Source organism: Burkholderia sp. MSMB1589WGS (genome assembly GCF_001636105.1).
In the GTDB taxonomy this organism is placed as follows: Bacteria; Pseudomonadota; Gammaproteobacteria; order Burkholderiales; family Burkholderiaceae; genus Burkholderia; species Burkholderia humptydooensis.
Window position 1 is genome coordinate 203,913 of sequence record NZ_LNJT01000001.1, and the last position, 19,941, is coordinate 223,853.

General features: G+C 67.4%; 15 protein-coding genes. 7 read left to right on the forward strand and 8 right to left on the reverse strand.

The window, feature by feature from the left end:
• Nucleotide 1: 1 nt before the first annotated feature.
• From WT16_RS00980 to ugpC, 5 genes are all read right to left on the reverse strand, one after another.
• Nucleotides 2–1,972 (reverse strand): beta-galactosidase, encoded by a 1,971-nt coding sequence (locus WT16_RS00980; RefSeq protein ID WP_063532561.1) that lies wholly within the window; start codon nucleotides 1,970–1,972, stop codon nucleotides 2–4.
• A 37-nt stretch (nucleotides 1,973–2,009) separates the two neighbouring features.
• A complete protein-coding gene (locus tag WT16_RS00985; protein WP_006026583.1) occupies nucleotides 2,010–2,861 on the reverse strand; it encodes a carbohydrate ABC transporter permease in 852 nt (283 codons plus the stop codon).
• An 11-nt stretch (nucleotides 2,862–2,872) separates the two neighbouring features.
• Nucleotides 2,873–3,790, reverse strand: coding sequence for a sugar ABC transporter permease (locus tag WT16_RS00990; RefSeq protein ID WP_006026582.1), 918 nt, complete (start codon nucleotides 3,788–3,790; stop codon nucleotides 2,873–2,875).
• 113 nt (nucleotides 3,791–3,903) lie between these two features.
• Nucleotides 3,904–5,142: an extracellular solute-binding protein gene (locus WT16_RS00995; RefSeq protein ID WP_063532522.1), complete on the reverse strand. Its 1,239-nt coding sequence runs from the start codon at nucleotides 5,140–5,142 to the stop codon at nucleotides 3,904–3,906.
• A 63-nt stretch (nucleotides 5,143–5,205) separates the two neighbouring features.
• Nucleotides 5,206–6,360 carry a sn-glycerol-3-phosphate ABC transporter ATP-binding protein UgpC gene (gene ugpC, locus WT16_RS01000; RefSeq protein WP_063532523.1) on the reverse strand — a complete coding sequence of 385 codons (1,155 nt, stop codon included), beginning with the start codon at nucleotides 6,358–6,360 and terminating at the stop codon, nucleotides 5,206–5,208.
• Nucleotides 6,361–6,595: 235 nt separating this feature from the next.
• Between ugpC and WT16_RS01005 the strand changes: the two genes are divergently transcribed.
• Complete coding sequence (locus tag WT16_RS01005; RefSeq protein WP_009917110.1) at nucleotides 6,596–7,609, forward strand: LacI family DNA-binding transcriptional regulator; 1,014 nt, start codon at nucleotides 6,596–6,598, stop codon at nucleotides 7,607–7,609.
• 131 nt (nucleotides 7,610–7,740) lie between these two features.
• Here WT16_RS01005 and WT16_RS01010 read toward each other — a convergent pair whose 3' ends face one another.
• Together WT16_RS01010 and WT16_RS01015 are read right to left on the reverse strand one after the other, a co-directional pair.
• Complete coding sequence (locus WT16_RS01010; RefSeq protein ID WP_006026578.1) at nucleotides 7,741–8,118, reverse strand: outer membrane protein assembly factor BamE; 378 nt, start codon at nucleotides 8,116–8,118, stop codon at nucleotides 7,741–7,743.
• Nucleotides 8,119–8,162: 44 nt separating this feature from the next.
• Nucleotides 8,163–12,272: a YadA-like family protein gene (locus WT16_RS01015; RefSeq protein ID WP_063532524.1), complete on the reverse strand. Its 4,110-nt coding sequence runs from the start codon at nucleotides 12,270–12,272 to the stop codon at nucleotides 8,163–8,165.
• Here WT16_RS01015 and WT16_RS34660 point away from each other — a divergent pair.
• The 6 genes from WT16_RS34660 (at nucleotide 12,256) to WT16_RS01030 (ending at nucleotide 18,066) form a co-directional block, all read left to right on the forward strand.
• The gene (locus WT16_RS34660; protein ID WP_231892008.1) at nucleotides 12,256–12,633 is read left to right on the forward strand and encodes a hypothetical protein; all 378 of its coding nucleotides are present in this window, start codon (nucleotides 12,256–12,258) and stop codon (nucleotides 12,631–12,633) included. The two genes, WT16_RS01015 and WT16_RS34660, sit on opposite strands and share 17 nt — an antisense overlap.
• Nucleotides 12,634–13,127: 494 nt before the next feature.
• Nucleotides 13,128–13,508: a hypothetical protein gene (locus WT16_RS33395; protein WP_156521389.1), complete on the forward strand. Its 381-nt coding sequence runs from the start codon at nucleotides 13,128–13,130 to the stop codon at nucleotides 13,506–13,508.
• A 147-nt stretch (nucleotides 13,509–13,655) separates the two neighbouring features.
• Entirely contained in the window at nucleotides 13,656–14,489 is an 834-nt protein-coding gene (locus tag WT16_RS01020) for a response regulator (RefSeq protein ID WP_043282585.1), read from the forward strand.
• A gap of 12 nt (nucleotides 14,490–14,501) precedes the next feature.
• Complete coding sequence (locus WT16_RS33400; protein WP_156521390.1) at nucleotides 14,502–14,684, forward strand: hypothetical protein; 183 nt, start codon at nucleotides 14,502–14,504, stop codon at nucleotides 14,682–14,684.
• A 194-nt stretch (nucleotides 14,685–14,878) separates the two neighbouring features.
• Complete coding sequence (locus WT16_RS01025; RefSeq protein WP_063532525.1) at nucleotides 14,879–16,360, forward strand: alkaline phosphatase family protein; 1,482 nt, start codon at nucleotides 14,879–14,881, stop codon at nucleotides 16,358–16,360.
• 116 nt (nucleotides 16,361–16,476) lie between these two features.
• A complete protein-coding gene (locus tag WT16_RS01030) occupies nucleotides 16,477–18,066 on the forward strand; it encodes a PA domain-containing protein (RefSeq protein ID WP_063532526.1) in 1,590 nt (529 codons plus the stop codon).
• A 116-nt stretch (nucleotides 18,067–18,182) separates the two neighbouring features.
• On the opposite strand, the gene WT16_RS01035 is transcribed toward WT16_RS01030, so the two are convergent.
• Nucleotides 18,183–19,895, reverse strand: a complete 1,713-nt coding sequence (locus tag WT16_RS01035) for a SulP family inorganic anion transporter (protein WP_009912573.1) — start codon at nucleotides 19,893–19,895, stop codon at nucleotides 18,183–18,185.
• Nucleotides 19,896–19,941 lie beyond the last annotated feature (46 nt).

Genomic DNA, 19,941 nt, shown 5'->3' on the forward strand with positions numbered 1-19,941 from the left:
GTCAGTCCGGCTCGACCCATGCGGCGACATCGACCGCGCCGAGCTCCGGCCCGCCGACCACGAAGCGCGCACCGGCCGGCGCGGACAGCGTGCACGGCGCGTCGCCGTAGTTGAGCGCGAACACGACGCGCCCGCGGCGGCGCAGTCTCAGGCCGTCGGGCAGCGCCGCCGCCGGCAATCCGGCGTCGCGCGCGCAGCGGCCGACGATCGTACGCAACAACGCACGATCGAAGCACGCGGTCGCCATCGTCACGTGAGCACGCCGCACCAGCGCCGGCACGCCGTCGTCGAACGTCGCGAGCACGTCGACTCCGGCCGCCGCATCCGCGTCGACGTGATCACGCCATTTCACCGCGTGGCCATCGACGCCGTCGAGCGCGACACGCGGCGCAAGCGACGGCCGCAACGATTCGACCTGTGCGATCCGCATCGGCAGCACGTCGCGCAGCTTGCCGGGCGCAAGTCCCGGCACGATCGAGAAGTCGGCCGTGCGCGAGCCCGTGCGCGGCCCGAACAGCCAGTGCGTGCCGCCGCGCGCGACCTGGGCGGCAACACGGTCCGGAACGACCGGCAGCGTCGGCGCGACCGCCAGCGCATAACGCGACACGTCGGCATCGGCCGCGACGATGTCGACGTCGAGCCCCAGCTCACGCAGCGCGCGATACCAGTCGAACGCGTGCTGTTGATAGTCGAAATCGACGCCGTGCGGCTGGATCCGGATCATCCAGTCGGCCTCGTAGTCGAACAGCAGCGCGACGCGCGCCGGAGCGGCTGCGCCCTCGACCAGCGCGCGGTCGAATGCCGCAAGCTCGCGCGCAACGCGCGCCGCTTCATGCCCGCCCGCCGACAGCCGGTCGTCGGGTGCGTTCAGGCCCGAATGCAGTTGCTCCTGCGCGTGCGGATACTGCCGCCAGCGGAAATACGATACAAGCTCCGCGCCGTGCGCGAACGCTTCCCACGTCCACAGCCGCACCGCGCCGGCATGCGGTACCGGGTTGTGCGGCCCCCAGTTGACGGGCCCCGCCTGTTGCTCCATCACCCACATCCGGCCGTTGCCGACCCCGCGATACAGGTCGTGCGAAAACGCCGACACGTCGGGGTGGCCCGTGCGGGCCCAGCGATGCTTGTCCTGCTCGTCGAGTAGCAGCACTTCGGTGCGCGGCACCGGGTAGCTGTCCCACGCGGCGACATCGAGGCCGCCGCGCGCGAACGCGTAGTGATCGAATTCGGTGAAAAAGCCCATGAAATTGTGCAGCACGTCGCGCCCCGGCGCATGCGCGCGGATCGCATCGACCTGCACCGCATGAAAACGCGCGACCTCGTCCGACTGAAAGCGCCGGAAGTCGAGCACGTGCGCGGGATTCGCGTCGGTCGGCGTATGGCGCGGCAGTTCGATCTCGTCGAAGCTGCGATATTCCATGCTCCAGAACACGTTGCCCCACGCGCGGTTCAACGCGCCGACGTCGCCGTAGCGCGCGGCGAGCCACGCGCGAAAACCCGCCAGCGCCGCGCGCGTATAGCTCGGCAGCGTGTTGTGGCAGCCGAGCTCGTTGTCGGTCTGCCACGCGATCACGGCCGGATGCGTGCCGTAGCGCCGCGCCATCGCGCCGACGATCCGCACGCAATGCTCGCGATAGACGGGGCTCGAGATGTCGTAGTGGCGACGCGAACCGAACTGCCAGGCGGCGCCGTCCGCGCCGACCGGCAGGATCTCCGGATGACGGTCGACGAGCCATTTCGGCGGCGCGGCCGTCGGCGTGCCGAGCACGATCTTCAACTGCCGGCGCGCGAGCGTGTCGATCGCTTCGTCGAGCCACGCCCAGTCGTAGCGGCCGGGCTCCGGCTCCATCCGGCTCCACGCGAATTCGGCGATTCGCACGCGGCTCAGGCCCAGTTCGGCCATCCGCCGAGCATCGCTGTCCCATTGTTCGCGCGGCCAGTGTTCGGGGTAGTAGCAAACGCCGAGGTGCATCATGGATTCCCTGCAGGAAGAAAGAGGATTGGACGGATCAGCCCTTGGTCGCGCCGAACGTGAGCCCCGCGACGAAGTGCTTCTGCATCGCGAAGAACATCAGGACCGACGGCAGCGCGGCGAGCACCGAGCCGGCCGACACGATGTTCCAGGCGGTCGTCCACTGCCCCTTGAGCGCGGCGACGCCGACGGTGATCGGCGCCGCGTCGTCGCCTTGCGTGAGGCACAGTGCCCAGAAGTAGTCGTTCCACACGAACGTGAAGACGAGGATCGCGAGTGCCGCGAGCGCCGGCCGCACGAGCGGCAGCACGACGCGCCGGTAGATCGCCCACTCGGACGCGCCTTCGACGCGCGCGGCCTCGATCAGCTCGAACGGCAGCTCGCGGATGAAGTTGCGCAGGAACAGCGTGCAGAAGCCGGTCTGGAACGCGGTATGGAACAGCACGAGCGCCCACACGGTGTTGTAGAGGCCGACGCCTAGCATGATCTGCCGCACCGGAATCATCAGGATCTGGATCGGCACGAAATTGCCGGCGACGAACAACCCGAGCAGCACGAGGTTGCCGCGGAACCGGTAGTTCGCGAGCGCATGACCCGCCAGCGACGCGAGCAGGATCGACGCGGCGACCGACGGCACCGTGATCAGGATGCTGTTCGCGAAGTAGTGGAGCATCGGCGTCTGCGTGAGCGCGGTGCCGTAGTTGTCGACCAATGCGAACTGCTTCGGCCAGCTCCAGTAATGACCGGCCATGATCTCGTCGGTCGAGCGGACCGACGTGACGAGCACCGCGAGCAGCGGCACGAGCCACAGCGCTAGCGCGCACGGCAGCGACAACCGGTACAGCCAGCGGGCAGGACGTCCCCAGCGGGACACGGGCATCGGGTACATGTTGGCGATCCTTATGATTCCACGCGCACCAGCTTGCGCAGTTGCCACACGATATAGACGAGCATGATCGCGAACAGCACGACCGCGATCGCGGCCGAATAGCCTTCGCGGTAATACTTGATCGCCTGGTCGACCATGAAGTACGCGAGCACGGTCGAGCTGTCGAACGGGCCGCCGCCCGTCATCACGGAGATCAGGTCGAAGCTGCGCAGTGCGCCGATCACGGTCAGCACCACCGCCATGAAGGTGGCGGGCCGCAACTGCGGCAGGATCACGTGCCACAGCAGCGTGAAGCCGCGCGCGCCTTCCATCCGCGCCGCCTCGACGATTTCGCCGTTGATGCCGGTCAGCCCGGTCAGATAGAGGATCATGCAGAACGGAACCTGCGGCCACAGCGCGGCGGCGATCACGCCGTAGGTTGCATAGCGCGGATCGCCGAGCACCGGAATGCCGTGCCCGACGATGAGCTTGAGCAGCCCGAAGGTCGGGTCGTAGAACCACGAGAACACGAGGCCGACGACCACGCCCGGCAGCACGAACGGCGCGAAGAACAGCGACTTGACGAGCCGGATCCCGAACACGTTCTGGTTCAGGTACAGCGCGAGCGCGAGGCCGAGCGGCGGCGCGGCGAGGAACAGCGCGAGCCACAGCACGTTGTTCTTCAGCGCGACGTAGAACGTATCGGACTGCAGCAGCTCGCGATAGTTGTCGAGCCCCGCGTACGTCATCGGCGTCATCCCATCCCAGTGATGAAAGCTCAGCCAGATGCTGCTGACGATCGGATACAGCACGAACATGGTGAAGAGCGCGAAACCCGGCAGCACGAACAGCAGCGCCGCGCGGTGGCGCCGGCGCGCGAGCGACGCACGTGCATGCCGCCGCGGACCGGCCTCGCAGCGCGCGGCACTTTCGGACAGGCTGGTTGACATGAGATGACCTTCGACGAAACGGACGAAACGGACGCAACGAACGCAACGAACGCAACGGGCGTGACGGTGACAACGAAGCACCGGACCGGCGCAGCCGGCCCGGCCCTGCTGCGCTACTTCCGGTAGATGCGCTTGCGGGTCTGCTCGAGACGCTGCAGGATCGCATCGAGCTGCGTCGGGTCGGACAGGAACTGCTGCATCGCCTTCATCCCCTCGTCCGCCATTTCCTTCGTCATGTCGCGATCGTAGAACTGCGCGATGCCGCCCGGCGTCGCCGCGAGCGTGCGGAAGCCGATCTTCGAGATCGGGTCCTGCGGCTCGGGCGCCTTGTTGTTCGACGGCAACTGTCCCATGCCCTTCGCGAACTCGCCATTGATCGCGGGTTGCCCCATGAACGCGAGCAGGCGGCGCGCATCCGTCTTGTTGCGGGCCTTCGCCGGGACGATCAGCACATTGACCGGGCCGTCCTCGGCAAGCGGCACCGACGCGTCGATCACCGGGAAGCGGAAAAAGCTGATCGGGTTGCGCGTTGCGCTCAGCAGGCCGGCCGAATACCAGGTGCCCATCAGCGTCATCGCGGCCTGACCGTTGACGATCAGCGGGCTCAGCGAATCGACGTCGTAGGACAGCGCGTTGTCGATGAAATACTTGTCGTCGATCAGCTTCTTCCATGCCGCGTACACGGCGCGCACGCGCGGATCGGTATAAGCGACGTCGCCCGCCATCAGCTTCTGGTGGAACGCATAGCCGTTGATCCGCAAGTCGAGGTAGTCGAACCACGCGGCCAGCGTCCATGCATCGCGCGCAGCCACCGCGATCGGTGCAATGCCCGCCGCCCTCAGCTTGCGACAGGCGTCGAGAAACTGCGCCCAATCGGCCGGCTCGCCATGAATGCCCGCCCTCTCGAACAGATCCTTGCGGTAGAACAGGCCGTACGCGTCATAGCCGAGCGGCAGACTGTAGAGCTTGCCGCCGTATGTCGACGACTGCTTCACGGCCGCATACGTGTCGTTCCAGCCGTTCTTCTGCCAGTCCGCGCTCAGGTCCTCGATCAGCCCGCGCTTCGCGAAATACGCGAGCCGCTCGCCGTTGTTCCAGCTCAGCACGTCGGGCGGATCGGTCGCGAGCCAGCCGGACATCTGCACCTTGTACGCCTCCTCGCCGACGTAGCTGACCTTCAGGTCGATGTCCGGATTCGCCTTGTGGAACTGGTCGAACACCGCTTGCCACGTCGCGCGCTGGTTGCCGCGCGCGGCGACGTTCACCTTCAACGTGCCCGCGTCGGCCGTTGCCGCGGCGAACGCGGCGGCAGTCGTCAGGGCAAGCAGCAGTCGGCTCGCACGAAGTCTCATCGTTGTCTCCTGGTATTGGTGTGATGGGTGCCGCGCCGCGCGCGGCGGATCGGCGCGGCGCCGCTACGCGAACGCCGCTTCGGCGTGTGCGGCCGGCAACGCGATGCCGGCCTCGTCGAACAGGTGGCAGCACGACGGCGGCACGCAGAACGCGCAGCGCTCGCCGCGCCGCAACGCGACCTGGCCCGGCAATTTCGAGAGCAGCGGTACGCCGTCCGGCTGGTCGAGATGCACGTACGCCGCTTCGCCCAGTTGCTCGACGAGCGCGACGTCGCGGACGATCGCGGGCATATCGGTGTCGCCGGACGGCGCGACCGCAAGATGCTCGGGACGGACCCCCAGCGTCACGCGCGCGCCGCTGCCGGTATGGCGCGGCAATGGACGATCGCGCAACGTCAGCGTCTCGCCGGTGCTGTCCAGACGCAGGCGGCATCCGTGTGCATCACTCGATACGACGGCCGCCGGCAGGAAATTCATCCGCGGCGAGCCGATAAAGCCCGCGACGAAGCGGTTGGCCGGCCGGTGATACAGCTCGAGCGGCGCGCCGGCCTGCGCGATGCTGCCGAAGCGCGCGACGTCGTCGCCCGCGTGCAGCAGCACGATCCGGTCGGCCAGCGTCATCGCCTCGATCTGGTCGTGCGTCACGTAGACGGAGCTCGATTGCGTGAAGCGTGCATGCAGGCGCGCGATCTCGACACGCGTCTGCCCGCGCAGCGTCGCGTCGAGATTCGACAGCGGCTCGTCGAACAGGAACACACGTGGCTCGCGCACGATCGCGCGGCCGATCGCGACGCGCTGCCTCTGGCCGCCCGACAGTGCCTTCGGCTTGCGCTCGAGCACCGTGTCGAGCTGCAGCACGCGCGCGGCCTCGGTCACGCGGCGGCGGATCTCGTCCTTCGGCACGCCGGCGATGCGCAACCCGAAACCGATGTTGTCGAACACGGTCATGTGCGGAAACAGCGCATAGCTCTGGAACACCATCGCGACGCCGCGCTCGGCAGGCGGCGTGTCGTTCATTCGTGTGCCGCCGATCTGCAGTTCGCCTTCGCTCACGTCCTCGAGCCCGGCAATCATCCGCAACAGCGTGGATTTGCCGCAGCCCGACGGACCGAGAAACACGCAGAACTCGTGCGACGCGATCTCGAGGTTCACGTTGCGCAGCACCGGCGCATGGTCGCCGTAGCGCTTCGAGACATCCTTCAATGAAATGGCGGTCATCGCACTCTCCTCTCCTGAATCACACGCGTCGAATCCATAGATTTAAACGCTTAAATTTTGATGGTGCGATCAGCCCGCTTCGCCGTACCATGTCGTCTCCTTCATGTGATGCGTTCAGAAATTAGCGTATCGCCTGTCTCTGCGCAACTTGTGGGACGCACTCCCAGAATATGAGCAAACACGCCCCCTCTTCATCCTTCCCGCACGACGCTGCCCGACCGGCCGGAGGCCTCGCATGGTGACGCTCGCGCAAGTCGCGCGGCGCGCGAACGTCACCGCGGCGACAGTTTCGAACGTGCTGCGGAATCCTCAGAAAGTGAAGCCGGCGACCGTCGAACGCGTGATGGCGGCGATTCGCGAACTCGGCTATCGACCGAACCTCACCGCGCGCGCGCTCGCCGAGGGCCGCACATCGACACTCGCGCTGATGCTGTCGAACATCACGAACCCGTTCTATCCGGAGTTCGTGCTCGCCGCGGAGCGCGAGGCGCGCAAACGCGGCCATTATCTGCTGGTGTCCAACACCGACGACGATCCGGCGATCACGCGCAATTATCTCGAGCGGATCGCCGGCACGCTGGCGGCCGGCGCGATCGTGATGAACACCGACCTCGCCGAGGCCGAACTCGCCGACATCGCGCGCCGCGGGGCGGCGATCGTGCTGTGCATGTGGGAGCATGTGCACGCGTCGCGCACACTGCCCTGCGTGACCGTCGATTTCGCGGCGGCGGGTGCGCTCGCCGCCGCGCACCTGTCCGAGCTGCGGCATCGCGCATTCGGCGCACTCGTCGGCAAGGGCTCGGGCGGCCCGCAGTCGTTGCGGCTGCGCGGTTTTGCCGACGAACTCGCAGCTCGCGGCCATCCGGTGGATGCGCTGACGACCGTGTCGACGCACGATTCGATCGAAGGCGGTTACGAAGCGGCCGCCGCGCTGCTCCGGGCGAAGCCCGACCTCACCGCGCTGTTCGCGACCAACGACCTGATGGCGATCGGCGCGATGCAGGCGGCCGCCGATCTCGGCCGGCGCGTGCCGGCCGACCTGTCGGTCGTCGGCATGACGGATATCCAGCTCGCGCACCAGTTCCGCCCCGCGCTGACGACGGTCCGATTCCCGACGTCACTGATCGCCGCGCGCGCGATTGCACTGACGCTCGACATGATCGACGGCTTCGAGCCGGCCGCGGCCGTGCATACGATCGGTGCGCCGGAGCTGGTCGTGCGGGAGTCGACGGGTGCGGCGCGGGGTTGAAGCCGCCCGGCAGGCGCCGCGGCGCCGGGCGGCGACGCCGGCCTGGCGCGGTAAAGCGGCGGCGGGCGCCGAGCGACTCAGGACATCGGCGCCCGCAAGCGGCCCGAAGGCCGGTCAGACGGCGTCGGCCTTCATGCTCCCTTCCCGCCGAACGCCTCACACTCCGCCTTGTCCCACCGCGTCTTCACGACGCGGTTGTCCGAATCGAACTGAACCTGATACCGGCAGGTCTCGACCTTTCCAGCATGACGGAACTGGAACAGGTAGTTCCACGTCCGCACATGGAAAATCCACTCGTGGAAATGCGGCGGCCCGAGCAGTTCGTACAACTGGTTCTTCGTCACGCCCGGCTGGACCTGCGCGAGGTTCGCGAGATTCGGATACGTGCCCTCGGGCAGCGTGGCCGCATCGGGCGACGGGAACGGCGGATCGCCCTGCTGCGTGGCGCATCCGGTCAGGCCGGCGGCGAGCAGTGCCGCGGCCGCGAACTTTGCAAGATTTGCGTTCATGTTTGCCATTGTCTGAATGGAAGGGAAACGGCGCGGGCCGCGGCTCACCACTGGTATCCAGCACCGACCACCGCGCCGTACGTGCCGCGCGTGTTGGTCGAGACGGCCGCCTTGTAGATCCAGTGGTTGTTCTCCGAAATCGTCGAAATGCCCAGCGCCTGTCCCGACTGGCCGCGATACACGCTGCCGGCCAGCGCGACCATGCTCTTGCCGGGGCCGGACGGTTGCGGCAGGCCGGCCACGGCCATCGCCGTCGCCGTGCCGCCGTCCGCATCGCGGCGGTAGCTGTCGAGGCTGTTGCGCAGGCTGGCGACCTGGCCGTCCGTATAGCTGTTCGCCTGCGCCAGCGTATTGGCGACGCTGGCGTTCAACTGGTTCACGTTGACCGCATCGGTCCCCTGCGTACCGGCCGCGACGTTGACGACCTGGCGCGCCGAATTCGCCGAGCCGACCGCGACGACGTCCGACCGCCCGCCGTCGTTACTGCCCGTGCCGATCGCGGCCGAATTGCTGCCCGTCGCGGTGGACCCGACGCCGATCGCGGTCGATCCGTTGCCGGACGCCAACGCCCCGTTGCCGACCGCCGTGCTGTTCGAACCCGATGCGACCGCGCCCGAGCCGCCCGCCGACGAGTTCGACCCGGTCGAGCCGGGCGGCACGTTCGTGCCGCTCGGATTCGTCGTGTACGAACCGCCGAGGTTCGACGTGCGCTGGTTGATCAACGTCGTCAGTTGGCTGGCGACCGAATCGAGCTGCGACACGTTTACCGCATCGGTGCCGTTTTTCCCTGCGGCGAGACCTGTGATCTGCCGGTTGCCGACGTTGACCTCGCCGGCCGAGGACTGCGGGCTGCTCAGGCCGTACGCGATGTAGTTCGTCAGCGCGCCGACCGTGGTCAGCGAACCCGCGCCGAGCGCGACGCTGTTCGCGAACGTCGCCGATGCGCCTGCGCCGAGCGCGAGCGCGTCGGTCGCATTGCTGCGCGCACCCGAGCCGAGCGCGACGCTGCCCACACTGACCGCGACCGCGTTGGCGCCCTGCGCGACCGACTGCGCGCCCGTCGCCGTCGCGCCGCTGCCGAGCGCGATCGCGTCGGCCTGCGCGGAACTCGCGGCCTGGCCGATCGCAACGCCGCCCGGCGCGGTCGCATCGACGATCGCGCCGTTGCCGATGCCCACGCCGTTATCGCCGTTGACGACCGTCGTGGGCCCCACCGCAACCGATTCCGCGCCGACCGCGAGCGAATCCCCGGACGTCGAGTTCGCATGGAAATACTTCTGGCCCGTCACCGCGAACGACTGTAACGCGCCGGCCAGTTGCCGCACGGTCACCGCATCCTGCTGCCCGGTGCCGTCCGCGACGTTGGTGATCTGGCGATAGGTCTTGCTGGTCGCGTCGCCGACCGATACCGCGCCGAGCAGCGTCTGGTCGGTCGTGTCGAACGGAATCGACGCGCTGCCGTTGCGGATGATGCCCGAGGCCGGTACCGTCGCGCGGTCGGCCACCGAACCGGCGCCGAGTGCGATGCTGCCATCCACCTTCGATACCGCGTTCGGGCCGATCGCGACACTGTCGACGCCAATCGCCTGGCTGTCCGGCGCGGACGAGTTCGCATGAAAATACTTGATTCCGTGTGCGTTGATGTTGTCGATCGCCGAACCGACGTTGTTGTTGATCGTCGTCGAGCCGTCGCCGTTGTACGTCACGTACGACGGCGCCGAAATCGTTCCGGTCGTCGGATCGTAGGCGGCCCCGCCGCCGATCGCGCCCGCCGTGCTGTTGCCCAGATTGTTGTTGTTCGTCGCGATCGAGCTGAGACCGGTCGACAGCGAACTGATGCCCGTCGACGTCGCGGAGGACAGCGACGTCAGGTTGCTGTTCGTGCTCGACAGGCCGGTGGACAGCGAGCCGACGATCGTCGACGTCGCGGTCGACAGCGACGTGATCGAACTCGTCGTCGAGCTGAGGCCGGTGGACAGCGAACCGATGCTCGTTGACGTCGCAGTCGACAGCGACGTCACACTGCTGTTCGTCGTGCTCAGGCCGGTCGACAGCGAAACGACGCCGGTGGACAGCGAACCGACGATCGTCGACGTCGACGTCGACAGCGACGTGATCGAACTGTTCGTGCTCGACAGGCCGGTGGACAGCGAGATGATGCCCGTCGACGTCGCCGTGGACAGCGAGGTGATCGTGCTGTTGGTCGAGCTCAAACTGGTCGACAGCGAGCCGACGACCGTCGACGTGGACGTGGACAGCGACGTCACTGAACTGTTCGTCGAACTCAGGCCCGTCGACAACGAGCCGACGACCGTCGACGTGGCCGTGGACAGCGAGGTGATCGTGCTGTTGGTCGAGCTCAGCCCCGTCGACAACGACGACACGCCGGTCGACAACGACGTGATGCTCGACGCCGTCGACGTCGACAGCGAATTGACCGCCTGGTTCGTCGCATCGAGCTGCGAACCGTTGATCGCGTCCGTGCTCGCCGAACTGATGCGCCCGGCCGCGACGTTGGTGATCTGGCGCTCGGTGCCCGACGCGCCGACGCTGACGACGCTGGTCGGCGTCGTGCCCTTGAAGTTGTACGTGACGCCGCCGATCATCGCGCTTGCCGTCGGATTCGGCGCGGCGGTCGTCGAACCGGAGCCAAGCGCGACATCGCCCGCGTTGTTCGCCACAGCCGACGCGCCGAACGCCACCGCGCCCGCCGCCGCCGCCGTCGACGTATTGCCGAGCGCGATCGAGCCGGTGCCTTGCGCGTTGTTCGTATTGCCGATCGCCACCGCGCCGTCGCCGTTCGCCGTGTTGTTCGAGCCGGCGGTGACCGCGCCGGTGCCGATCGCGGTGCTCGGATCGCCGATCGCCACCGCGCCGTTGCCGCTCGCCGTCTGACCTTCGCCGAGCGCGACGGCGCCGGTGCCGCTCAGCACCTTCGAGTTGTTGCCGCCGGCGATCGAGCCGGCGCCTGCTGCGGCGGCGACCGAGTTGGTGTCGCCGATGGCGACGGTGGAGCCCGCCGCCGCCACGCTGTTGATGCCGATTGCCGTCGCATTCACGGCCGATGCGGTCGCACCGGAACCCAGCGCGGTCCCCGATATGCCGGTCGCGAGCGCGAGATTGCCGAGCGCGACGCCGAACTCCTGTGTCGCGTTCGACTGCACGCCCATCGCGATCGAACTGATGCCCGACGCGTTCGCGCCCAGGCCGTATGCCATCGCCTGATCGGCACTGGCCGTCGTGCTCGAACCCAGTGCGATCGAACTGATGCCGAGCGACTGCGTGCCCGATCCGGGCACGCCGGCGGTGCCGCCCCAGCCGATCGCGATCGACGACGTGCCCTTCGCGCCGCTGTTGACGCCCATCGCGACGCCGGAATTCCCGGAAGCCAGCGCGCCGCTGCCGACCGCCACGCCGGCCGCACCGGAACTCGTCGCCTGGTTGCCGAGCGCGACCGTTCCGGTATCGGTGGCATGCGACGCATAGCCGAGCGCGACGCTTTGAGCTCCGGACGCAATCGACCCGAGACCGAGCGCGGCTGCATATTGGCCGGAGGCCAGCGCATTGTTCCCGAGCCCGATGGCGGAAACGCCGGTCGCGGAAGCGCCGCTGCCGATCGCCACCGTGCCGCTTTGGGTCGCACTCGTAAGGTTGCCGATGGAAACCGAGTAGTCGCCGTTAGCGATAGCCTGCACGCCGAGCGACGCGCTATTAACGCCGTTCGCCTGCGCGTTGATACCGACAGCGGTAGACCCGCTGCCTGTCGCGTGCGCACCTGGGCCCAACGCCGTGGCGGAAACACCCGTCGCCGTCGACAGGTTGCCAAACGCGGTGGCATTCTCCTGCGTGGCAATCGAACCGAGGCCGATCGATATGGAACTGGGGCCGCCAGTGGCGGAACCGCCATCCTGCGAATACTGCGCATGAGCGCCTGTCTGGAACAACCCGAGATACGCGGACGCCGTCAGCACGGCCAGCCGCCGCCGCGACATCAGCGAAGGCGTTCCCGCGCTTGCCCCGGTCCCCGTGTTCGTGGCGGGCGTCGACGCGCTCCGCGACGATGCGACACGCTTGCCGCGTGCCCGATCATGCTCCGACGCTGCAACCCAGGCCCCCAATGCTTCGTTCCAGATCGACTTGAACGACTTGTTCATCTTGTCTTCCCTCGGTTCCCATGTGCTGGATGACGCAACAGCGAACGCGGCGGCCGGCAAAAAACGCACCCTTTCCGTTTTCGCCCACCTCGCGACGCCCCGTTATTTGATTCGCATTACCAATAAAACTGACGAACAGCGCTGCCCGACACTCACGATGAATATCGCGATCACGCGACCGCACGCCGCCCGTGCCCTTCGGCACGATGCGCGACGGCGATCGCCGGTTATCGGATCATGGAAGTCGACGTCGCCGCCGAAACGGCGGCGCGATGCGCAGCGCGCCGCAAAAAGACGCACGCGTGCGCCGTCGCGCCGAACGAAGGGCGACCTCGAATCTCATGGGAAAGCGGCGTTCTGACGCCGGATGGACGGTTGCCGGCCCGCACCGCAGGCGGCCCGTCATGTTTCATTCGGGAGGAGGATGAAGTCGTTCAGTCCCCGGGGCTGAAGCATGCGTCGCCGGATCGCTGACGCTGACAGCCGACCCCGGTTCGATCGAACCGGTGCCCTGACCTGCCATGCTTGTCGTGCTCATATTTATCGTGCCCGCCTGATTCGATAGAGCGCCACGCGCGACCGCCCCCGAATGGATCGAACTGCCGGCGGCCAACGCGAAGTCACTCACTCTTTCCGTTCGGCTACCGGACGAACTTTCCGGATTTCCGGAAAAATCGATGGCTTGCCGAACGACCCCTGCACCGAATTAATTGCTTGAATTTCCTCGACGATTTCTTCTTGCTAGACGCCTCATATCTTTACAGGCCTCATAATTCCCAGCTTGCCTTATATATCAACACATTCGAGAAAATATGAAGCTTTCGTTACCTTCGCGCTGGCCACCAGCCTGTCGCCATGCCCTCGGATCTGAAAGAACCGATTCCAACCTCACCTGGCCTAGTGTGCAGGCATTTGTCCAAACAAACCTTTTCCAGAGCGGAAAAAATATTTTCCAGAGCGGACGACATTTACATTCATACGATCCGGCTGAATATTTTATTTAAACATGAAGAAAATTTTGGCCGCCCACCCAAAATTCTCAATCAGATGGGCAATGAATTGCCTCATTCGATCAACATCAAATTTCATATGGCACTCCGATGCCGCACGCGTGAATTCATCGCCCATGCCAATTCGAGTTTTCGCGAATTAACCGGGAATAACGACCGAAAATCAAAGCGCCATCCGGCAGATTTTTCCACCTCTTTTCCGTCGCCCGGCCACCTGCCGCGATGACGCAGCCATATCCCGTTCGCCATGCCCCCACCGGTCGCACGGAATCCACACAAACGGCACTGTTGTCGGCATATAATTTTTCGCAACAATCGTGCACATTGCGATGCTTTCTGTCCAACAGACCATCCTCCCCACGCGTTCGCAACCATGTCATCCCGCTCGTCCAGTCCGGTGTCGCTTCGCACCACGCCGGATCTCGTTGGCGCACATATTCTTGTCGCCGACGATCGCCCGAACGACCTGCGGCTCCTGACCGAGATCCTGCGTGCCGCGCGGTGCCGGATCAGCGTCGCGTTCGACGGCCTGCAGGCCTATCACCGTGCGCAGGCGATCTCTCCCGACCTGATCCTGATGGATGTCCGCATGCCGCGCATGGACGGTTTCGCCGCGTGCAGGCTGCTGGCGTCGACGCCGTCCACGCAGTCGATACCCGTGATCATCCTGACCGCCGCGGGCGACCTCGAGGACCGCATCGCGGGACTCGAAACCGGCGCGATCGACTACATCGTCAAGCCGTTCGAACCGGCTGAAGTGATTGCGCGAATCCGCAATCACCTGAAGCGCGCGCGCCGCAGCCAGCCCTTTGCGCATCTGCCCGAGCTTCCCGACCATCCCGACGCCGCGCTGGTGCGCGCGGCGAGCGAGGTCCTGCTGCGCGACCTGCGCTATCCGCCCGCGCTCGAGGATCTCGCCCGGCAGGTCGGCACGCACGAAAAGCGCCTGTCGCGCGTGTTCCGCGACCATCTCGGCCAGACCGTGTTCGAGTATCTGCGCGACACGCGCCTGCGCGCCGCGATGCACTTTCTCGCGGAAACGTCGATGGGAATCGGCGATATTGCCGAGGAAATCGGCTTTTCCACGCCGGGCAATTTCGCGACGGCCTTTCGCGAACGCTTCGGCATCACGCCATCCGACTGGCGGCGCCAGCGCAACGCAGTCGATGCGCGCGCCACATCTGATGAGCATCACCGCGATGCATAAGCAATACGCGGCATGGGCAGCAGGATGTCGTGCATTGCTGCTGCTTCTGATAGCGATGGCCGTTGCCTGCGCCACGGTCAATCGGAACAGCCGGTAGATCACGTGCTGGCCGCGATGGCGCTGAGCACGACGCTGTTCGAGGCGGCGTACCGCAGCCATGCGGCGACGGCGTTGCGGCCCGCCGCGCGCGAGTAGTGGTCGGCGCGCGCTCGATCGCCTTTCCTGCGCATTGCATTTGATCTCCTGCACCGGCATTCGTATAACGATCACATGCCCGGCGTATTTTCAGCACACGAATCCGAGGCCCGGCGCAAGCCGGGAAGCCCACCGCCCCCCGTCATGCACAACCGCCCAAATGCACGCCGGAGGCCCCCGAACGGAGTCCACTCGTGGCGAATCCACTCTCCAGGATCGAACATGTCGTCTATCTGATGCTCGAAAATCGTTCGTTCGATCAGATGCTCGGCTTTCTCTATGCTGACGACGGCAACCGCTCCCCCACCGGCCAGCCGTTCGACGGCCTCACCGGCAGCGAATCGAATCCCGACGATCTCGGCCGCCCGGTCGGCGTCTACCGGATTCGCGCAACTGATCCGCATCCGTATCTGATGCCGGGCGCCGATCCCGGCGAAGGCTTTCAGAACACCAACTACCAGTTGTTCTCCGACGACAACCCCGCCCCCGGCGCCGTGCCGACGAATCAGGGCTTCGTCGTCAGCTTCAAGTCGGCGATCGCGACCGATCAGTCGCGGCACGACAAGGACGCGCTGCCCGGCACGACGCCCGCGCAGATCATGGGCATGTACACGCCCGAGTTGCTGCCCGTGCTGTCCGGGCTCGCGAAAGGCTATGCGGTGTGCGACCGCTGGTTCGCGTCGGCGCCGACGATGACGATGCCGAACCGCGCGTTCGCGCTCGCCGGCACGTCGCAGGGCCATCTCGACGATCACGTGAAGATCTTCACGTGCCCGAGCATCTTCGGGCGGCTGTCGGACCAGGGCGCCGACTGGGCGATCTTCGGTTACAACCGCGATCCGCTCACGCGCCACGATTTCCCCGACACGCAGAACGCCGACGACAGCCACTTCGGCCACTTTCGCGATTTCCAGACGCGCTCGGCGAACGGCACGCTGCCCGCGTTCACGTTCCTCGAGCCGAGCTGGGACGCGAGCGGCAACAGCCAGCATCCGAACTACGACGTCACTGCGGGCGAGCAATTGATTCACGACGTCTACTACGCGCTGCGCAACGGTCCCGGCTGGAACGGCACGCTTTTCATCGTCACGTACGACGAGCACGGCGGCAACTACGATCATGTCGCGCCGCCATCCGGCGCGACGCCGCCCGGCGACGGCACCGTCGGCGAATTCGGCTTCGACTTCACGCGCTTCGGCGTGCGCGTGCCCGCGGTGCTCGTCTCGCCGCTGATCGCGGCGGGCACCGTGTTCCGCAGTGCGACAGGCACGATCGATCACACGTCGGTGCTGAAGACGATCAGCGAGCGCTTCGGGACGACGCCGCTGACGGCGCGCGACCGCGATGCGCCGTCGCTCGGCGACGTGCTCACGCTCGCGAGCCCGCGCGCCGCGAGCGACGATCCGCTCGCCGGCGTGACCGTGCCCGTGTCGGACCTGTCCCATCCGAATGCGGCGAAGCCGTCGAAGCTCGACAAGATCCACGCGGCCCGCATCGCGGCGCTGCCGCTGCGCAACGAGAAAGGCCATTACGAGGAGGCCGACGCGCCGCTCGCGTCAACCGCCGAGCTGTCGAACTTCATTCGCGACCGCAGCGCCGCATGGAGCCAGCATCGCCAGCGGCAGCAGCAGCGGTTGCAGCAACGGCAACAGCCGCCGCGCAAGCGGCGGCGCTGAAATGCGCGGGCGGCGGAACGCGTCGCCCGCGCCGCCGAGCGCCTGACAACGTATCACCGGATTCGGCCGGCGCTCCCCGCCTGACCGCCCCGCGCACCGCTCTCGAGGAAACACGAATGGCCCAGCTCAAATCATGGACGCGCCGCTTGTTCGGCGCTTCGGGATGCGCGCTGTTGCTCGCGCTGTCGGCGCTCGACGCGGCGCATGCGGATTCCGAGCCCGACGCATCGCCGAGCGGCGCATGGCCGAGCGCCGCGCTGCCCGATCGCGCCGCCGTCGACGTGGACGCGTCGCAGTTGCTGCCGACGCCGCAGCTCGTGCAATGGCAGATCGACCTCGATCGCCGCGGCCTGAGATCGACCGGCTCGCCCGCGCACGAACGCTACATCGACGTGCTGCGCCGCCGCCTCGCGCGAGCCGGCGTGCCGCAGCTCCATACCGAGGCGGCGACGCTCACGCGCTGGACCGCGCGGCACTGGCGGCTCGACGTCGCCGACGGCGCGCCGCGCGAACGCATCGACGTCACGGGCTACCTGCCCTATTCCGGCGACACCGGCCGCGACGGCGTCGTCGCGCCGATCCGCTATCTCGCGGCCGGACAGATGCCCGATGCGGACGTGGCCGGCAAGATCGCCGTCGTCGAATGGCCGGCATCGCCGCTATCGGGCGCGTTCTTCCACGAGCGCGCGCTGCGCGTGTTCGATCCGGACAACGCGTTTCCGCCGTCGGCGCCCTATGTCCGCACGAGCTTCATGCTCGGCACGCTCACCGCGATGCTCGACAGGCTGCAAGCAGCGGGCGCGGCGGGCGTCGTGATGATCGCCGATACGTCGAGCGCCGAGGCGACCGATCTGTACGCGCCGTACGACGGCCGGCTGCGGCGCGTGCCCGGCCTCTTCGTCGATCGTGCGACGGGCGCGAAGCTCGTCTCGCTCGCGGAGCGCCGCGCGACGCTGCGGCTGTCGCTCGACGCGAGCGTCGAGCGCGTGCAGACCCGCAACCTGATCGGCATCATCCCCGGCATGAGCGACGAGCTGACCGTCGTCAACAGCCACACGGACGGCCCGAACGGAATCGAGGACAACGGCCCGAACGCGATCGTCGCGATCGCGCAATACCTGAGCCGCCTGCCCCGCGCGGCGCTGCCGCGCACGGTCATGATCCTGCTGTCGAGCGGGCATTTCGCGGGCGGTGTCGGCGCCGAGGACTTCATCGCGCGACATGTGCGCGACGGGCTCCTCGCGCGCATCGCGTGCATCGTGACGATCGAGCATCTCGGCGCGCAGGAATGGCTGCCGAACGCGCACGGCGCGCTCGCGCCGACGGGCCGCGCGGAGCCGACCGCGCTCTTCATGCCGCCCGTGCCGGCGCTCGTCGATGCGGCCGACGCGCTCGTGCGCCGCGCAAACGCGGCGCCCGCATTCGCGATGCCGCCGCTGAACCCGAACGGAGACGGCAGCGCGGACGACGCGGTCTGGCCCGGCGAGGGGCAGTACTTCTGGGGCCGCGCGCGCGTGCCGACGATCAATCTGATCACGGGCCCCACGTATCTGCTCAACTACGGCGTGACGACGGCGGACAAGATCGACTATGCGCGCCTGCGTCGCGAAATCGCGGCGACGGCGCAGGCGCTGCTCGATCTGTCGCGGGTGCCGTTCGCCGCGCTGCGCGCGGTGCAGCCGGCGATGCGCGCAGCGACGCCGTGACGCGCGCGCCCCGCCTCCCCTGCGCGGCGGCGCAAACCGAGCGACACGACCGCGGGCGAACCCGGCAGCCGCCAATATCGACGATGCAAGAAACGAAGCGGCTCGACATCGATACGTCACGCGCGCGACAGCTCGCCCGCCGCCAGCGACTGCAGGCTTTCGTCGACGCTCAACTCCGACAGCGCGTCCGCCCGCAGCGCCCCGTCCGCCGCGCGCTGCAGCACGCGCAGCACGTTCGGCTTCAGGCGCACGAGCACGAGGCGCCAGCCGCGCGCGCCGCACTCGGCGCCGAACGTCTTCAGCGCTTCGATCGTCGTGCCGTCGACGTCGGGCGACTCCTCGAGACTCAGCATCACCGTGTGCACGGGCGGCTGCGCGTCGCGCGCGAGATGCCGCGTCATGGTCAGCACGCGCTCCGCGTTCGCGAAGAAGAGCTGCGCTTCCGGCCGCACGATCAGCACGCCGGAAATCGGCTTTGCATCCTCGTGCATCGACACGTCGACGAAATCGTGGCTCTCGCGCAGCCGCCCGAGCACGCTCACGTTCGGCTCGGACAACTGTCGCAGCGTCAGCAGCAGGCTCACGCCGATCGCGGCGAGCAGGCCGTGCAGCACGCCGAGCACGATCACGGCCGCGAGCGCGGCGATCACGACGATCCGGTCGCGATGCCAGCTCCAGTACGGCCTGAACACTTCGGGGTGCAGCGAATGACTGACCGCGAAGATCACGATCGCCGCGAGCACGGGCTCGGGGATGCGCGCGAGCTGCGGCAGCAGCAGCCAGACGATCAGCGCGATCACGGCGGCCGCGAACAAGCCCGCCATGCGCGTCTGCGCGCCCGCCGCCTCGTTCGCCGACGTCGCCGAATAGCCGGCGCCGACGGGCATTCCGTGCAGCAGCCCCGATACGAGATTCGCGCAGCCGAGCGCGACGAGATCGCGGTTCGGCGAAATCGTGTCGCCGTGCTTGAGCGCGAAATTGCGAATCGATCCATACGATTCCGCGTACAGGATCAGCATCAGCGCGAAGCCGAACTCGGCCGTCTGCATCCAGTCGGAGCGGCCGAGCACCGGCATGCCGAACGCGAGATTTTCCAGATCGATCGTGCCGACGACGGCGATGCCGTAGCGATGCCAGTCGATCCAGTAGCCGGCCGCGATCCCGAGCACGATCACGACGAGCGTCGCCGGCACGCGCGTGCGCCTGCCGAGCGCGAACAGGATCGCAAGCGCCGTCGCGCCGAGCGCCGCGCTGTGAACGTTGGAGTTCGGTATCCCGAGCACCAGGTCGAGCGCGACGCGCAGCGTGTCGCCGTGACGGATCGGCACGTCGAGCATCTTCGGCAACTGCTTGATCACGATCGTGAGCGCAAGGCCGAACGTAAACCCGCGCAGCACCGGCCGCGCGATGAAATCCGACATGCCGCCGAGACGCGCGGCGCCCGCGAGGATGAACACGATGCCCGTCGTCGCGACGAGCGCCGCGGCGAGCATCAACTGCGTGCCGGCGCCCGGCCCGGCCTCGGAGATCACGGTGGCCGCGAGCACGACGGCCGACGACGACGTCGCCGACACGATCGCGAAGCGGCTGCTGCCCGCGATCGCATAGACGACGAGCCCGGCGACGAGCGCGATGAGCCCCGCCTGCGGCGGCAGGTTCGCGAGCCCCGCGTATGCGACCGCCTCGGGTATCAGGAGGCCCGCGATCGACAGCCCCGCGAGCGCGTCGAGCGCCGCGCGGCGCCCTCGCGGCGCAGGCGGCTCGTCGAGCGGCGCGAAATGCGCGGCCTGCTGCGGCGGCGCGTCGATGTGCTTCGAGCGGAGGTCCATGCGCGTTCCGTGGTCGTTGCCCGTCGTGCACACGAGAACGCGGCGC

Coding starts and splice junctions, on each gene's coding strand:
- WT16_RS01005 (WP_009917110.1), top strand. CDS start 6,596: ATGGTGACGCTCGCGCAAGTCGCGCGGCGCGCGAACGTCACCGCGGCG.
- WT16_RS01020 (WP_043282585.1), top strand. CDS start 13,656: ATGTCATCCCGCTCGTCCAGTCCGGTGTCGCTTCGCACCACGCCGGAT.
- WT16_RS33395 (WP_156521389.1), top strand. CDS start 13,128: ATGCCCTCGGATCTGAAAGAACCGATTCCAACCTCACCTGGCCTAGTG.
- WT16_RS00990 (WP_006026582.1), bottom strand. CDS start 3,790: ATGTCAACCAGCCTGTCCGAAAGTGCCGCGCGCTGCGAGGCCGGTCCG.
- WT16_RS33400 (WP_156521390.1), top strand. CDS start 14,502: ATGGGCAGCAGGATGTCGTGCATTGCTGCTGCTTCTGATAGCGATGGC.
- WT16_RS01010 (WP_006026578.1), bottom strand. CDS start 8,118: ATGAACGCAAATCTTGCAAAGTTCGCGGCCGCGGCACTGCTCGCCGCC.
- WT16_RS01035 (WP_009912573.1), bottom strand. CDS start 19,895: ATGGACCTCCGCTCGAAGCACATCGACGCGCCGCCGCAGCAGGCCGCG.
- WT16_RS00985 (WP_006026583.1), bottom strand. CDS start 2,861: ATGTACCCGATGCCCGTGTCCCGCTGGGGACGTCCTGCCCGCTGGCTG.
- WT16_RS01030 (WP_063532526.1), top strand. CDS start 16,477: ATGGCCCAGCTCAAATCATGGACGCGCCGCTTGTTCGGCGCTTCGGGA.
- WT16_RS01015 (WP_063532524.1), bottom strand. CDS start 12,272: ATGAACAAGTCGTTCAAGTCGATCTGGAACGAAGCATTGGGGGCCTGG.
- ugpC (WP_063532523.1), bottom strand. CDS start 6,360: ATGACCGCCATTTCATTGAAGGATGTCTCGAAGCGCTACGGCGACCAT.
- WT16_RS00995 (WP_063532522.1), bottom strand. CDS start 5,142: ATGAGACTTCGTGCGAGCCGACTGCTGCTTGCCCTGACGACTGCCGCC.
- WT16_RS00980 (WP_063532561.1), bottom strand. CDS start 1,972: ATGCACCTCGGCGTTTGCTACTACCCCGAACACTGGCCGCGCGAACAA.